The 15,857-nt window shown below is 52.6% G+C and carries 16 protein-coding genes and 2 pseudogenes; 4 read left to right on the top strand and 14 right to left on the bottom strand.

Annotation, left to right across the window (positions count from 1 at the left end; genetic code table 11):
- Nucleotides 1-98: 98 nt before the first annotated feature.
- The 14 genes and pseudogenes from I656_RS01515 to I656_RS01470 form a co-directional block, all read right to left on the bottom strand.
- Nucleotides 99-1,208 carry a hypothetical protein gene (locus I656_RS01515; protein WP_033006648.1) on the bottom strand — a complete coding sequence of 370 codons (1,110 nt, stop codon included), beginning with the start codon at nt 1,206-1,208 and terminating at the stop codon, nt 99-101.
- A gap of 116 nt (nt 1,209-1,324) precedes the next feature.
- Nucleotides 1,325-1,785, bottom strand: a pseudogene (locus I656_RS0116770) (type II secretion system protein).
- 21 nt (nt 1,786-1,806) lie between these two features.
- Nucleotides 1,807-2,514 (bottom strand): hypothetical protein, encoded by a 708-nt coding sequence (locus tag I656_RS01510; protein ID WP_020756613.1) that lies wholly within the window; start codon nt 2,512-2,514, stop codon nt 1,807-1,809.
- Nucleotides 2,511-2,921: a hypothetical protein gene (locus I656_RS0116775; protein WP_020756614.1), complete on the bottom strand. Its 411-nt coding sequence runs from the start codon at nt 2,919-2,921 to the stop codon at nt 2,511-2,513. Before I656_RS0116775 ends, I656_RS01510 begins: the two co-directional genes overlap by 4 nt.
- A gap of 155 nt (nt 2,922-3,076) precedes the next feature.
- A complete protein-coding gene (pilM, locus tag I656_RS01505) occupies nt 3,077-4,009 on the bottom strand; it encodes a type IV pilus biogenesis protein PilM (protein ID WP_020756615.1) in 933 nt (310 codons plus the stop codon).
- Nucleotides 4,010-4,036: 27 nt separating this feature from the next.
- Nucleotides 4,037-4,783: an A24 family peptidase gene (locus I656_RS01500; protein ID WP_033006650.1), complete on the bottom strand. Its 747-nt coding sequence runs from the start codon at nt 4,781-4,783 to the stop codon at nt 4,037-4,039.
- A gap of 3 nt (nt 4,784-4,786) precedes the next feature.
- The gene (locus tag I656_RS01495) at nt 4,787-5,236 is read right to left on the bottom strand and encodes a prepilin-type N-terminal cleavage/methylation domain-containing protein (RefSeq protein WP_033006644.1); all 450 of its coding nucleotides are present in this window, start codon (nt 5,234-5,236) and stop codon (nt 4,787-4,789) included.
- 92 nt (nt 5,237-5,328) lie between these two features.
- Complete coding sequence (locus I656_RS01490) at nt 5,329-6,540, bottom strand: type II secretion system F family protein (protein ID WP_020756618.1); 1,212 nt, start codon at nt 6,538-6,540, stop codon at nt 5,329-5,331.
- A pseudogene (locus tag I656_RS0116780) lies at nt 6,527-7,579 on the bottom strand (type IV pilus twitching motility protein PilT). Before I656_RS0116780 ends, I656_RS01490 begins: the two are co-directional and overlap by 14 nt.
- A 12-nt stretch (nt 7,580-7,591) precedes the next feature.
- Nucleotides 7,592-9,256 carry a GspE/PulE family protein gene (locus I656_RS01485; RefSeq protein ID WP_020756620.1) on the bottom strand — a complete coding sequence of 555 codons (1,665 nt, stop codon included), beginning with the start codon at nt 9,254-9,256 and terminating at the stop codon, nt 7,592-7,594.
- A complete protein-coding gene (locus tag I656_RS01480; RefSeq protein WP_020756621.1) occupies nt 9,253-10,425 on the bottom strand; it encodes a VanW family protein in 1,173 nt (390 codons plus the stop codon). Before I656_RS01480 ends, I656_RS01485 begins: the two co-directional genes overlap by 4 nt.
- On the bottom strand, nt 10,422-10,586 hold the full coding sequence (locus I656_RS19475; protein ID WP_235048663.1) for a hypothetical protein: 165 nt from the start codon (nt 10,584-10,586) through the stop codon (nt 10,422-10,424). Before I656_RS19475 ends, I656_RS01480 begins: the two co-directional genes overlap by 4 nt.
- A 19-nt stretch (nt 10,587-10,605) precedes the next feature.
- Complete coding sequence (locus I656_RS01475) at nt 10,606-11,376, bottom strand: PRC-barrel domain-containing protein (protein WP_033006646.1); 771 nt, start codon at nt 11,374-11,376, stop codon at nt 10,606-10,608.
- Between the two features lie 14 nt (nt 11,377-11,390).
- Nucleotides 11,391-12,719, bottom strand: a complete 1,329-nt coding sequence (locus I656_RS01470; protein WP_033006647.1) for a hypothetical protein — start codon at nt 12,717-12,719, stop codon at nt 11,391-11,393.
- A gap of 112 nt (nt 12,720-12,831) precedes the next feature.
- Between I656_RS01470 and I656_RS01465 the strand changes: the two genes are divergently transcribed.
- From I656_RS01465 to I656_RS19480, 4 genes are read left to right on the top strand one after another with little or no spacing between them, the layout of a single operon-like run.
- Nucleotides 12,832-13,464 (top strand): prepilin-type N-terminal cleavage/methylation domain-containing protein, encoded by a 633-nt coding sequence (locus I656_RS01465; RefSeq protein ID WP_020756625.1) that lies wholly within the window; start codon nt 12,832-12,834, stop codon nt 13,462-13,464.
- On the top strand, nt 13,448-14,020 hold the full coding sequence (locus tag I656_RS01460; RefSeq protein WP_020756626.1) for a PilW family protein: 573 nt from the start codon (nt 13,448-13,450) through the stop codon (nt 14,018-14,020). The genes I656_RS01465 and I656_RS01460 overlap by 17 nt, the downstream gene beginning before the upstream one ends.
- Before the next feature lie 16 nt (nt 14,021-14,036).
- Nucleotides 14,037-15,182: a hypothetical protein gene (locus tag I656_RS0116785; protein WP_020756627.1), complete on the top strand. Its 1,146-nt coding sequence runs from the start codon at nt 14,037-14,039 to the stop codon at nt 15,180-15,182.
- Nucleotides 15,158-15,745: a hypothetical protein gene (locus tag I656_RS19480; RefSeq protein WP_020756628.1), complete on the top strand. Its 588-nt coding sequence runs from the start codon at nt 15,158-15,160 to the stop codon at nt 15,743-15,745. The genes I656_RS0116785 and I656_RS19480 overlap by 25 nt, the downstream gene beginning before the upstream one ends.
- The last annotated feature ends 112 nt before the right edge of the window (nt 15,746-15,857 follow it).

Raw genomic sequence — 15,857 nt, forward strand, 5'->3', positions numbered from 1 at the left:
GACAGTCGAAAAATGGACAAACGGCTTTTCCGTCAAGGATATGTTAAACTTTTTCATTGCAATCTATATGCAAATGGGCAAAAAAAAAAACGGGGCTTCTAGCTCCCTAGCGGCACCAATTCGATATAAGCGGCGAGCGCCTCGAGCAGCTGTTGCTGGGCTTTGGCCAACAGCGCTTCATCCCGTTGCTCTTTGTATGCGGCAAGGGCGGCATACGCCTGCTTCAGCGCTTCAACATACCGACCGACTGTTTTGTCGCTTGAAGCGTTGCTTTTTTCTAACGCGTCATACGCCTTTTGAAGCGCCTGCCAGTCATCTTCTCCTGCTTTCCTGCCGCCAAGCAAAGCCGCGGAGACCGCTGCCATGTTTTCATACAAAACCTCCCCTTTTTGGATGGCCTCCGACCGGCGCGCCGCCGCTTCGGCGGCAAACAACAGCTCTTTGACATACGTGCTTGGCACCCTTTGGCGATATTGGTCGTTGACCGTCCGCAACGTTTCCTTATCCGCGCCGACGGCGATATAGAGCGCTGCCGGTTTTTGCCCCGCGACGACGACCGGCACGCCTGCTGTTTTGATCGATTCGGACGCCTGCTTGGCCGCCGCCGCATTCGAATAGACGCCAGCTTGAATGACCGCAATGGAAAACGGCGCTCGTATGACGCTTTCTCTCCCTTCTCCTCCCGCCGCCGTTTCAGGCTTTGTCAATTCCGTCATCGCTTCAGATGCCGGCGACGAAGCCAATTTTTCCTTCGGAATGATGTGCAGCACCGTCATGCCAAACGCCATGCCGACCAACGCAGCGACCAACGCGGCGGCAAGCAGCGACTTGGCTTGAGCCGGGAGCCGCCATGGCCGACGTCTGCCGCTTTTCTTTTGTTGCATCGCCTCGGAAATGACCCGTTCATCCGCCTCAAGGGCGGCCGCCTCTTCCCAACCCGTCGTTTCAACATCTTCCCGAACTTGCCCATCCTCCGTAAACCACAGGCCTGTTGATGGCTTGCCTGCGGATGGCCCGCCTTTTTGAAACGCGCTCGCTTGGCGGCTGTCATCCGCCTCGTTTTCTGCTCGCTGTCCTTTCCCTAGATGGCTGTCCAACGAATATCCACCCGACTCCTCGGACGGCCGTCCTTCCGACGAACGCTCCACGGTAAATGGGCGGGGCTTGCCGTTGATATTCACCGTAATGCGCATGCGCTGCTTGTCCATTTGGCCACCGTCCTTCTTCACACTTCGATTTCTTTCGCCTATCTTACCACAAACGGAAAAAAAAAGAACAAGACATTTGTCGTCTTGTCCCCGCTTCTGTTCTTCATTTTCCGACATCAACGGTTGCGAATCGCCTCGGTCCCCAGCGCTTCGACAGGAATCGGCTGCTCGCGCCCCTCATAGGTGCAAAGCTGCTTTGTCTCGCCTTTCAAGCAAACGGCGTAATCGATCCCGCCGTCTTCCCGCTTCGTGGCAAGCACGTACGATGGATTCGTTTCCGGCGGCAATACATTTCCGGTGAACGGATCTTCGATTGGATCCAGCAAACCGTTGCCCACCAATTCTCCATACGACAATATGGCAGAAGAACGGGCTGGCAAAAATTCCACTTTCTCGGCGCGACATACAGCCGCGCCGCTTCATACAAGCCATAAGCATCAGAAACAAACGCCCGCTCGCGCGCCCGGTCGATCACCGTCCACATGGCAAGACCGACGATCATCGCCACAATGCCGATGATCACCAACACAGCCAAAAGCTCAATGAGGGTCATCCCCCGCTTCATGCGAATGAGCATATCGGACTTCCACCATCCCCGCTACCGGCCCGAAGACGGCGCCACTTCCACGAGCGGATTGTCTTTACCGCTTGGCGGAGGGACATCGCGGATGGGAATGAGCTGCTTCCATTTCTCAAGCTGCGGCGCGTAAAAGGCGCGGACATTGATGGAATAGGCGAGCGGTTGCACGTCGACAGCGGTGGACGTCAACTCCGGCGGGCCGGTAAACGTCAATCCTTCCACCGCCAAAATGCGCTCGGAGTGCTCAAGCACCTCTAAAAACCGTTCAAGCTGATAATAGGAAGGCGACTGCACGGTCAGTTGGGCGGTGATGGATTGAATGCTGCTTGGCGGAGAAACCGCTCGATTTCCTTCGCTTCCGTTGTTCGTTCCACTGTCGTTCTGCTGTGAAGATGCTGCTCCTTCATCAGAAAAATTGACGCTCACCAGCTGGCTGTCAGCGATATATTCCGCTTTCTGAAACAAGAGCAACAACTGGTCCGTAAGCGGATGGACAGGGACTTTTTTTTGCAATGAAGCAACGGTTTGTGCTGTTTCCTCTGAAGAAGGAGGCAGCTTTTGCTTCAAAGCGGCGAGCACCTTTTTCTCGCTTTGCACCGTTTGCTCCATCTGCTCGAGCTGGCTGTAGCGAGGCATGACCAGCCATGAATAGGCGGCCGCAAACAAAAGCGCGGTGACCGCAGCCATTGCCGCAACAAGAAGCGGCCATTTGCCAAAGCGGCTCATGATTTTTTTCCCTCCCCATCAGCCTGTTGCAGCTCCAGCTCATATTGCGCCATATATCTTGGCACGACTTGATGATCTTCCGGTTCGCCACTCGTCTCGCTGTTGGCCGCCACATTGACCAGTTTGACGTTTTTCACCATTCTCACTTTTTCTAATCGATCCAAATAATAGGCCGCCTCTTCCGGCGCATCAAACTGCACCACCATGGTCATCTTTGTCTGATCCGAGTACGTCACATTCATCATGAATCCGCGTTCGGGAAGCTGCTTTGTCAATGCCCGCAGCAACGGCACTGATTTCAGCGGATAGCGTTCCGCCCATTTCACCGCCTTCGCCAGCTCTTCTTGCTCCTTCTGTTCGTCTATATTTTTCATTTTCGCCGCCAGTACATCTTGCTCCGCTCGCACTTTTTTTTAATTCCGCCTCCAACATGGCCTGGCGATGATCCGCACGATCGATCAACCAATACAGCACCGAACCGGCTAGGAGAAGCAGCGCCGCCCCGAACAACAAAACGAGACGGATCGGCTGCCTCGTTTCTTTTTTCGGCAATAAATTGATTTCAGCGATCATCGTCAGCCCTTCCTTCTTTCAACGCCAATCCCCAGGCGAGATGAAAGCGGTCCGGCAGCGGATCAAGAGACGCGCTGAGCCGTTCTACAGGCACTTCAAGCCGCTCTGTCAAAGCCGTGAACACATGGCCCAACTCTGGATGATCGCCGGCGAGAAACAGGCGTGTGATGGACTGTTTGCCTTGTTGGAGGGAAAACGAATAAAAGCTCATGATCCGTTCCATTTCCTTATACACATCGACGAACGGATCCACAATCGCCGCCGTCCGGTCACGATAGGCTTCAAGCGGCAAATGGCGCATAAACAACGGCAAATGACGATGAAACACGCTCAAATTCACGGCGGATTCGTCAAACTGCACAAGCAAAATATGATCGTCCGGCGCAGCTTGTCCCGCCGCATAAAACGGACGATAAGCGCAAAGCGGCGATACATCCGCGGCCACCGGGCGCAAATCGGCTTCTTCCAAAAGCGCCGCGTATTCCGACACCACCGCTTCCGGCGCCGCAAACAGCAAAATCGACACCGCCTCGCTCGTTCTCTCCATCACCACATAATCAAACACCGGATCGGCAAAAGGAAGCGGAATCGACTCGCCAAGCTCCAGAAATAAATAGCCGCGAATCTCTTCATCCGACAAATGAGAAGGAAGGGGCAAACTGCGGATCATGACGAATGGATCAGGGACGACAAAGCGCGCGCGATGGCCGTCTATTTTCCATTCCTCCACGCATTCGTCCAAAATCATGGCCAATGTTTCCCCATCGACGATGCGGCCGTCGCGAACAACCCCTACTGGCAATGCCCGTTCGCCCCATCGTTTCACTTCAGGCGGATGCCCTAGCTTGACTTCCACATAGCGAATGGCATGATCTTTTACGACGATGTTCACATATTTGGACTTTCCCCACCATAACGCCATTCTCGTTCGCCCCCTTTCTTCCCATCCTTACACAAAAAGATCCATATACGCATCGACAAGCTGATCACCGAAAAACAGCGCCGTCAATGACCCGAGCGCAATCGCCGGCGCAAACGGCATCGGCTTGCCGCGCCGCACGCGCCCCAGCGCCATGCCAATCAGCCCGATGATCGTTCCATACAACGTCGCCAAAAAAAAGGCGAGCAACACCATTTTCCAGCCAAGCACCATTCCCAAAACCGCAAACAGCTTCACATCGCCGCCCCCCATCCCGCCATTGGACAAAACGGCAATCAGCCATAAAAGCGAAAATCCGACCGCCGCGCCAATCAGCATATCGACCCACGGCAAAAACGGGATCACAAGCCGTTCAACCAAAAACAAACCGGCAAACACCAAAAGCACCCGGTCGGGGATGAGCATATAACGAAGATCAGACACAACGATGATGGCCAACAAGCTGATGAGCGTCCACGCCACAACGAGCCGCCCGCCCCAGCCGACCCACATCGGCGCGGCCGTAAACAAGGCAGCGGTGGCCAATTCCATCGCCGGGTAAAGGGGGGAGATGCGCCCCCCGCACCCTTTGCACCGCCCGCGCTGCACGACATACGACACAACCGGAATGAGCTCCCCAGCCGACAGCGTCCGTCCGCACGCCGGGCAATGCGACCGCGGCCTGATGATTGACTCTCCGGCCGGCACCCGCAGCCCGACGACGTTAAAGAAGGAGCCGAGGAGGAGGGAGTAAAGGAAAAGCAATAAATCCATCATCACTTACTCAAGCTTTACTTCGTCTCTAGTTAGTTGCTCAACATCCACATTATCTATATATTTAAAATTGCCTTTATCGATTAAGGATACCTTATAGTGAATAGCCTTTACCTTTTTGTTTGCATCCAATTCTTTTTCAACAGTTACTTCACTTTTGCCTGGATCATATTCACCTTTTTTTCCAGGCGATTTCGGAATATTTTCTAAATACCCCCCATCAAACAACTCCTGCATCGTATATGATGTTTTTGTGTTCTGATCATTTGCAATCGCCAAACGCACAGCACTGACCATTTGTTTCGCATTGGCGATATGGGCGTCTTTTTTCGAGTTGTCCATAATAGCGCCGATGGCCGGAATGGCGATCGCCGCGATAATCCCTAAAATGACAATGACCGCGAGCAGTTCGATGAGCGTCAAGCCGCGCTCGTTTTTGAGAAGACGTTTGAACATGACTTTCCTCTCCTTTTCTTCGGAATTTTTTAGCATCATTTCCCTATTATTCTACAACACAATCAAAAAAATAGGAAGATATTCTTATGAAATTATTGTTGAATGTGATTAAAGATATCGTACATCGGCACGATGATGGAGGTGACGATCGTCCCCACGACGCCGGCAAGCAGCACAATCATCAGCGGCTCGATGAGCGACTTGAGGCGATCGGTGCCGGCGTCGACTTCCGCTTCGTAAAAGTCGGCGACTTTGCCAAGCATGGCGTCAAGCGAACCGGTTTGCTCGCCGATCGCAATCATTTGTGAAACGAGCGGCGGAAACGCCCAATGGCGTCGAAGCGGCTCGGCGAGCGGTTGCCCACGCTCAAGGGCGGTCCGCGCTTCATCAAGGACGAACGCGATCACTTCATTTTCCACGACGCGCTCGGAAATCGCGAGTGCCTCTAAAATCGGCACGGAACTTGACACGAGTGAGCTCAACGTCCTTGTGGCGCGCGCCAATGCCGCTTTTTGAACAAGACTGCCAAAAATGGGCAACCGCATCGCAACATAGTCCAAGTAATACTTCGTACGTTTCTGCCGCCGGAGCGCGCTAAACAACACGAATGTCCCCATGATCAACAGGACGACCAACCACCAGTAATGTTGCATCAATGCGCTCGCTTTTAGGACAAATTTCGTAATCCCAGGCAATTCGGCGTGAAAATCAGCGAACATGTCAACAAACGTCGGCACAACGGAGACGAGAAGAAAGATGACAACCGCCACGGCGATGACGGCGACCGCTACGGGATAGGCGAGAGCAGAGACGATTTTTTGCCTTGTGCGGTGCACCTTTTCAAAATGATCAGCGAGGCGGTCAAGCGTCTCGTCCAGCGTCCCGCTCACTTCCCCCGCTCGCACCATGTTGACAAACAGCGGCGGAAACACGCGCGGATGCTTCGCCGCCGCAGCAGAAAGCGGGTTCCCTTCGCGAAGGAGCGCCTCCATATTAGCGAGCGAACGAGCGAGCGCTTTGCTTTCCGTTTGCTCGGCTAAGATGCGGATTGAATCGACGATCGTCACTCCGGCGCGCACAAGAGTCGCAAACTGGCGCAAAAAGACGACGAAATGTTGCAGCTTCACAGCTCGTCCAATGGAAATTTCTTTGTTCCAGACAGACGGAGGCACCTCTGTGATGACAACAGGACGAATGCCTTTGTCCCGCAATTTCATCACCGCTTCGCGCCGGGAATTGGCCGCGATGACGCCGGTTTGCTTCCGGCCCCTTTGATTGCGCCCCTCATACTTAAATTGCGCCATCAGCCACGCTCCCTTGCCACATACGCTTCCGCCGCCGCTGGATCAATGCGCCCGGCGGCGGCGAGCTCTTTGACGCTCATCTCCATCGTCTGCATGCCCATGCTTTTGCTCGTCTGCATGATATTGACGATTTGATGCTCTTTTTCATTGCGGATCAAATTCGCCACCGCGGCGTTGTTAAGCAAAATTTCGATCGCCGCCGTCCGCCCTTTCTTTTGAGCGTTCGGAAACAAGCGCTGGGCCATGACCGCGACAAGAACGGAAGCGAGCTGAAGCCGAATTTGCGCCTGCTGGGCAGACGGAAAAACGTCAATCATCCGCTCAATCGCCGCCGGCGCGCTCGCGGTATGAAGAGTGCCGAGCACTAAATGGCCCGTCTCGGCTGCCGTGATAGCCGTTTGGATCGTTTCCAAATCGCGCATTTCCCCGACTAAAATGACGTCTGGATCTTGGCGAAGCGCCGCCCGCAACCCAGCGGCGAAGCTGTTTGTGTCAAATCCGACTTCGCGCTGGTCGATGATCGATTTTCCGTGCTGATGCAAATATTCAATCGGGTCTTCAAGCGTGATGATGTGCCTGGACATCGTTTTGTTCATATAGTCGATCATCGCTGCCAATGTCGTCGATTTGCCGCTGCCGGTCGGCCCGGTGACAAGCACAAGTCCGTATGGCTTTTCCGCAATGCGCTTTAAGACGCTTGGCAAGCCAAGCTCTTCTAATGTCGGAATGCGCGGTGGGATGAGGCGCACGGCAAGCGACACGCACGACCGCTGCTTAAACACATTGATTCGAAAGCGGGAAACACCCGCAATACCGTATGAAAAATCAAGCTCCCCCGTTTGTTGAAACTGCTCCCAGAGCGGTGCAGGAATGACGCTTTCGCCATTTGCTCCGTATCCGCTGGTCTGAGCCGTTCTTGCCCATACCCCTTCAGTTCTCCATTGATCCGAAAGATAGGCGGCGCCCCGACTGTCAAATGTACATCAGACGCACGGTATTCAAAAGCTGCCCGCAACAACCCATCCAGCTTTTCCTTCATTCGTCTCACCCATCAATGCAAAATGGCTACTTTCAGCACTTCTTCCAGCGTCGTCAACCCTTGCTTCACTTTCAACAGCCCATCATCAAGCAAAAAAATCATTTTATTTTGAACGGCAAACTCCCGCAATCTTGAAAAGGGCTCATTGTTTAAAATGACGCGGCGCATTTCGTCCGTCATCACGAGGAGCTCATGAATCGCGAGACGTCCTCGGTAGCCAGTCATGTTGCATGTCGGGCAGCCGCGACCGCGGACGAGTTGGGAAACCTCAAGGCCTCGACGTGCGAAAATGTCTCGTTCGCGCTTCGTCGGCTCATACACCTCCTGGCAGTCGCGGCAGATGCGGCGCACAAGCCGCTGGGCGACGACACCCGCGAGCGACGTCGCCACTAAAAACGGTTCAATTCCCATATCAATCAGCCGGGTGATCGTGCTTAACGCATCGTTCGTATGCAGCGTGCTCAATACTAAATGTCCGGTGAGTGAAGCGCGAATAGCTACTTCCGCCGTTTCGCGGTCGCGGATCTCCCCGACCATGATGATGTTCGGATCTTGGCGCAAAATGGAGCGCAACCCTTGAGCGAACGTAAGCCCGACATTCGGGTTGACCTGGATTTGGTTGACGCCTTCAATTTGGTATTCAACCGGATCCTCAATTGTAATGATATTGACCTGTTCGCTGTTTAAATGATTGAGCGCGGCGTAGAGGGTCGACGATTTCCCCGATCCGGTCGGCCCAGTGATCAAAATGATGCCGTTTGGGCGCTCGATCAGGCGAATAAACCGCTCTAAATTGACCGGGTTGAAGCCAAGCTTATGAATATCGTTTAACGCCGAACCCAAATCGAGGACGCGCATCACGATTTTTTCCCCATACACTGTAGGCAATGTCGACACGCGCAAATCAACAGGATGAAAATCGATGTTCATTTTGATCCGACCGTCTTGCGGCACACGATGCTCGGTGATGTCCATGTTGGCCAAAATTTTGATCCTCGCCGTCAACATGCTTTGCATATGTTTCGGCAGCGCCCTCTCTGTCCGCAGCAAACCGTCAATTCGATAACGAATGAGCACTTTCGTCTCTTGAGGATCGATATGAATATCGCTTGCCCGCTGTTCAACAGCAAGCTGCAAAATTTGATTCACTAAACGAACAATGGGAGAATCGTCTTCATTCGTCCGTCCGTCATCGCCCATTTCCGCCGGCGGTGCCGGAAGCAAATCATCAAATGATTCATCCATATCGTAATACTTGTTGATCGCCCGCAAAATATCATCCTTGGAAGCGATCGCTGTTTCAATCTGAAACCCCGTTGACAAGCGCAAATCATCGATCGCAAAAAAATCCATGGGGTCGGCCATCGCTACGAGCAATCGATCATCCTCGATCTTTAAGGGCATGATCAAATGGCGGCGGGCGAATTCTTTGGGCACAAGGCTTATTGCTTTCGGATCAATCGGGTAGCGATACAGACTGACATGGGGAATGCCAAGCTGAAACTCGAGCGCTTCAATGAGTTGCTGCTCCGTGATATAGCCGCGCTGCACCAGCGCATCGCCAAGCTTCTGCCCCGGTGTTTTCTCACGCAACGCTTCCGCCAGCTGCTCTTCTGTAATCAACCCCGCTTCCACCAGCAAATCGCCGAGGCGTTTCCGCTCACGTTTTTTGTTCATCGGCTCCCCCCGCTTTCCCCATTTTCCTCCGCTTCCGCTTGAGAAGCCGTAGTTGTTGAGACGTTGCTGTTTTGTCCCTTGCTCTCCTGAACCTCTGGTTGTCCGCCGCTTGCCCCCGTCTGACCGTCATTGGCTGTGTCAGACGACGGCAATGGCGTTCCGCTTTCTTGCGACGGATTGGGCTGCGAAGATTCGGGAACATCGAGGCCTTTGACCACAATGGTGTAAGTCGGCGGATAAAAGTCCTCGCTCACGGTTTCTTTGCGAATCAAGCGGGAGCCATCGCGCACGTCGCGTTCCACTTTCACAAGCAGCCCTGTTCGCCCTGTTTGCTTTTTCACCGTTTCATCCGGCGCCAAGTGGGCGTCGTATTGAATGATTTTGCGCGGTTCAACCGGCTCCGCTTCGCTTACACGAACGATATATTGATAGGCAAAAGGCCATCCGTACAAGGACGCTTTCACTTGACGGCCATCGTAGCGAAGAATCAACGTATAGTCGGTCGAATTGGGATTCAGCCACTGCAAATCGCGCTTATCATCCACCTTGGCCTCGAATCCCGCCGGAATGCCATCAGGCAGTTCGCTCCCTGCATACCTTTCCATCAGCAAAAAATTCGTCGACAGCACGGCACGGTACACAGCTGATGCCAATGCGGAAATTGCTCGATCCGACAAGCCGCCCCCCGCCTGCTGAATGACGGTCCGCAGCGAAACAAGCTGATTGGTAGGCAAAGCAAGACGGCGCTCGGAAGCGAGAAAACGAGCAAGACTTTCATCGCGAACGGCAACAGCCGCTTCGCTCACAACCGTCTGCCCTCTGCCGGAGGATGGCAAATAGCGGGCTAAATCAAACGGTTGATCCGGAATCGAAAGCGAAGACGCAACTGCTTCCAAATCCGCTTCCAACGCTTTGAGATCGATCGCATCAACAGCCGCCCGCGGAAGAAGGCGTTCCACGGTTTCCATGCAAGCGTTCATGTCAGCTAAGACAAGAAGCGGAGACGGGCGGCCATTGACGATGTTTTTGAGACTTTCGGACAACCGAAACGTAAAGACGTCAATAGGCAGTTCAGCTTTTTTTTCTTGATAGCGGACGAAAAGGGAAGCTGTCGCGCGCCAGTCGTTCACCCGATCAGCGACAGCTTGTCCCGCTTCCACACGTGTCATTCCGGAAAGAGAGACGGGTCCAATAGACGTCCCGGGACGATAACGCCCTTGATCAGGCCGAATGATTCATAAGCCAAAACGCCCAAGCGGACAAAGGAGAGAAAATAGACCGTGCAGACAGCCATCACAACAAATAATTTGCCTGCGGAAGCCGCTTTCACCTCAAGCGCCCCCCTTTTTTCACTCAGCCTCAATGTTCATGGATACATCCACAATCACACTAGGCCCTGCTTCCTGTGCTCTTCTTACATCTTCTTCGCGAAGCGTGGTTCCCGCTGGAAAGAGAAGCTCTCCATTCATATCATAGATGTCCTTGGTCACCCGTTTTCCTGCAAGAAGGGCCACTTGTTTTTCACGAAGTGCTTCAAGCGCCTCAATGTTTTCCTCCGCTCCTGGTTTGTCGTGGATGTGATCGGAATGGACCTCACGCTCTGTTTCTCGTTCCTGTTGTTGAGTCAGCAGCGAGGCATCGGAAAGAAGCGCGTCTTGTGCGCCGTCACTCACAATCAATATATCCTTCCCATATGTCAGCACTTGATCAGCCGGCAGCACCGCTTCTCCGCTTTCAAGACGAAGGGCGAGGCCCACAATATCGCCTGTCTCCTCATTCAAGAAAAATTCATCGACCTCTCCAAGCAACTGTCCTTTCCGAGTGATCGCTTTTGTATTTTTGATGCGGATTTGCTTATTGACAAGCTGGTTGGCAATCGGGATTTCCGCCAAATCGATGACATCGTGGCTGCTGGCCACCGTCACAGCAAATTCCCCAACACCAACAATTTTTTTGAACGGAATTGCTTTTAAACTAAGCTGCACGTCTTCTTGCTCGATCGTGAAAAAATCGATGGAGCCTTTATCAGGATTGATAACAAAACTTTTCACCGCGCCGATCTGCATTCCATCGGCAATGCTGATGATTGGCAATCCCATAATTTGTGCGCTCGCTTTCATCCTCTTCACCTCAATCATTTGCTAATGTTAGCAGCTACATTCCGCCAAAATGCCAGTTCGGCAGCGATGGCGGGATATTGGGAAAAACGCGGTTCAAGCTCATCGATCCACGCGATGAGCTGCTGCACCTTTCGCTCGCGTGCGTAATGTTCCAACAACAGACGGGAAAATACATAGTAGTCGCGGTCGGAAAGCGGAGCCTGCAAACATTGCCGCAAGCATCGTTCGTACGACTCCGGAGTGAAACGGCCGCGATTCAGCTCAAGCTCCTGCACTACGATCGTCCAATCACGATGAACGGTTTTCTCCTGCATAGGAACAAACGGCTCCGCGCCGTCATCCCCCAACGATTCCCCCGCTTCTGCATCGGCAGGTTGCTCGTCCGAACTGAAGGCAGTTCCTTCTTCCCCGAACCATGCCGTCGGCTCATCGGCCGGCGTCGAGTGTTGCTCGCTCTCCGTGCTTATCTCCTCCATCTGCTGTTCATCTTGATTATGCCAAAGTTCCACCATCTCGGCCAACACACTTTCCCCCAAATCGGCTGTTTCAGGCCATGGTTCGTCTCGTTCTTTGGAAAAAAGACCCGTTGCTTCTGATTGATCGTGAAGGCGCTCATCCTCATTCATCCATCGTTGCCATTCGTCTTCCGCGCCATCAACGGCCATGGACGATTTTGGAGAATGCCCCAATTGTAAAGCACGTTGAAGCACTTCGTTTTCCTTTTCGCCGCCCGCTTCATCGCGCAACACCACAGCTTCAAGATCAGGCGTCACCGCGCCCGGCCATTGATCAAGCCAGTCAGAAGTGCGGCGAAGCGGTTCCGAATCCAACGCAGCTTTTTCCACCTGTTCCCACTGCAGAACATCCTCCCCCGCCTCGATCAAAAAATCGGCGTGGCCACGATCCACGTCCTTCTGTTGCTCCGCTGCCTCTCGTTCTGTTCCAAGCGTTTCAAGCGCTTCGGAAAAAGAAAACGGCGAAGCATCCTCGCCCGACAACGGCGGGTCTTGAGAAGAGACGGCGGCAGCAACGGGCAATTCTTTCGCCGTCAGCTCCTCTTTCACATCGTTCATGAAACTCATGGACTGTGAATCAGCCCGGCGATAAAGTGCGGCGCCAAATCGTCGATCGAGCAAATACGATGCGGCCGCCAACAGCAGGATCACAGAAAGACCCGTTTGCCAAAGCGAAAGAAGTGGCCGGGAAAATTCCGCTAACAGTGCGGCCGCAAATGCGATGGAAACAGCCGCCGCCCCTCCGATTCGACTGAAGCCAAGCGGCAATAGCCAAACGAGAAGCAATGCCACAACAAAAGCCCCGGCATAGATGAGCGCTTCTTTCATCATGCCCCCCCATTTCTATGACAAAAGACCTCTTTTATGCTAAAAATCTGCAACATTCAACTCTTACATATTGTATAATAAAGTTACATATTTTGAAAGAAGGTTGTGACAAATGGCGGAAAAGAATTTTTTTTCTTCCCATTCTAGAAGGGGGTTTACACTCCTCGAAACCCTCCTATCCATCGCTTTGCTGTCGGCAGTGGCGATTGGTTTGTTTTCCTTTTTTACGAATGCTATGAACTACACATCCGACAACGAGCGGCGGACAGTGGCCATTCATCTCGCAAGGGGGGCAGCGTCATATTTTGAAAAAAATGTACGATTTGCCTCATTGGCCGATTACATGACGAACAGCGATTCTTCTTTTCTAAAGATGGACGAAGCCAGCTGCGGCCAGACCGGACTTCAGCATCTTCTGTTTCCGGGGGGGACTGAAAACGGAACAATCTCAGCGCAAGAAGCATGCACCGCTCAGCTCTCCCCAAAAGTGAACGACATTCCATACGAAACAACAATCTACGTCATCCGCTCTGACCAGCAAGCGTGGGATTCATTTCTTCGTTCAAGTGAATTCCGATCTTTTCCTGAACAGCTCAAAGGCGCCATTCAAAAAGAACGGGCCCGTGTCGTTTCTTCTGATGCTGGACGCTATATGATGAAAATATACGCCGTCGTCCGCTATGGAGGGAGAGATCGTGAGATGACATGGGTCGAAGGAGTGATCACCGATGAAACGATCCGTTGACAATCAAGACGGCATGTCGCTTGTGGAACTGTTGGCCGCTATCACGATTTCGATGGTGATCATTGGCATCATCTACACTGTGTTTATCGCCGGCATTCGCGTCTATGAACGAATCGGCATTGAAAACGAGCTGCGCAGCGAAGCGGATTATGCTGCAGCTCGTCTTATGAACGCACTGTACGCATTCTCTCCGGATGGCCTTGAAGCCGGGCAGAACCAAGAAAACAAACCTCTGCACCAATTGGCGTTCGTGAAGAATGAACAGTTTGAGACGAATAGTCAAGTCGGCCTTGTTTCCCGCGGACAGGCGACAAAACCGAGCGTTCGGACCATTTCCATCGAAAACGGAAAATTGATAGTGGATGGAGAGCCAATCACCTCTACCCGCCTTTTGCTTGATGGCTCTTCATCATCCTTTTCCTTCCGTTGCGCACGCAGGGAAGGAACCATTTGCCGAAGCGGAGTGCTTACAATGACCTTAACGATTCAAGATGCAGAAAATCATGGAGTCATCTCGATAAAACCGTTCACATTGAAGACGGAATTCGGGTTTTAGAATAGGAGGGAACCGCATGCGCAAAAATGAGCAGGGATACAGCTTAGTAACCACCTTGCTAGTCATCACCATCTTTTTCTTGCTCGGTTTGACCATTGTCACGGCCGCCGTTCAACACGCCCAATTCACGACCGTGCGCGTCGATGATGTGCAGTCGCTGCACGAAGCGAAAACAGAGCTCAACGAAGCATTAGCGGATCTCAAAGCGCAATTATCCGCCCCCAATTTTTTTGTTGATCATCGCATTTTTACCCCTAATCAGTGGGATCAGTTTCTCGGAACAGACAGCCCATCGGCTAGGGAAAACACGATCGCGGGTCGTTTGACCGCCCGCTATGGGGTAACCATGACAGACGAAAGCGAGCAGTACAATATTCCAAAAGACCAGGTCTTCTTGCGCGCCCTCCGTTTATCGAAGCAATTCACCGACGGCCATCAGGTGCGGACTGTCGAACGGCTCATCTTTGTCACCAACACGCCAAGTTTTCTCAAATATGCGCTCGGGTCAAACAAAGATGTTGTATTAAACGGTGGAGTCTATGTTGAGAAAGGAAACGTTTACGCCGGGCAAGACGCTTATGCGAGCAACGCGACCAACTATGTCAAACAGAATGGTCAATTGACCGTCGCTTCACCCAACGCCGGCATGCCGCGCCTTTCTTCTTCATCCGTCTGGTATACAAGCGATGGTCAACTGATGGCATGCGGTCAAACAACCAGTTGTTGGACAGCGAGTCAAACCCGTTTTTCTATGTCAGGCAGTTGGACGCCCCTTTGGCCGACAGATGTTGTCGAACCGGCGCCTTCTACCAAGCAGGAGAACGAAGACTTCATCGATGTGGATTTCGATTTGACAGTTGCCGACAAGCTATTGCAGGCGTCAGATATTTCCCGAACGAGTGATTCGTATCTGGAAGACATACAACGCGTTCAAGAAGCAACCGACAAAGCCAATGCGTTACGCTATTTGGCTGTAGAGTTGTCCAACCGATGGACTCCGATTGTCATCGATTCAACCGTGCCGATTGAAAAAGCCATCAAGCAAAGTTCTAAAGAAAAACCGCTTTACTTAGACGGAAGCGGCGTGCTCACTGGAGATGTCGACATTCGCACGGACGCCGCCAACAAGGTCAACCAATGCTCATCGTCAACGGGGATCTAACGCTCAATGGCCCGACGAATTCGAACCATTTTATCAACGTATACGGAAATTTCATCGTTTTCGGCAATATGACGATCACTGGAAATGTCAAACTCGATGCCAGCATTTACGTCATGGGAAAAACGAAAATTTATCAAAGCCGAGTTGAGCGAGCTGAAAGCGGCAAAGGAGTCGTGTTGTTGTCAAAAGGAACGCTCGATCTTTCCCGCATCAACGAGTTTGACAACCCGTCCCCGACGCCAAACTTGAAAGGCTACTTTTATACGGACAGCAGCGCCACCATTTACGCTGTTGGCTCTTATTTATATATTGAAGGCGGACTGTTCGCGCGTGGGAACGGAGCGACCGCTCCTGACGCCGATGTCGAAGGGCTGGTCGTCAACGCATTCCGCGGCCAGGTGAACGGGGATAATGGGGAGCCGGGGCAATTCACGCCGATCAACGATCCGCTCTCCTCACGCCTAATCGTCCGTTATCGCCCCGAAGTGCTGATTGAACAAGGAACTGGACTCCCGTTTGTCAACCGTCTTTCGCTTGTCGTTGATCGTCTAGAAGTGAAATGAGAAAGAGGGCGTCCCAATAGGAGGGGGGACGCCCTCTTTTATCTCTATATATGTGTACTGACCGCTTCTTTAACACTATATGTTGTACTTATCGTGAACTACCCACCACCTA

Source organism: Geobacillus sp. WSUCF1 (assembly GCF_000422025.1).
Lineage (GTDB): Bacteria > Bacillota > Bacilli > Bacillales > Anoxybacillaceae > Geobacillus > Geobacillus zalihae.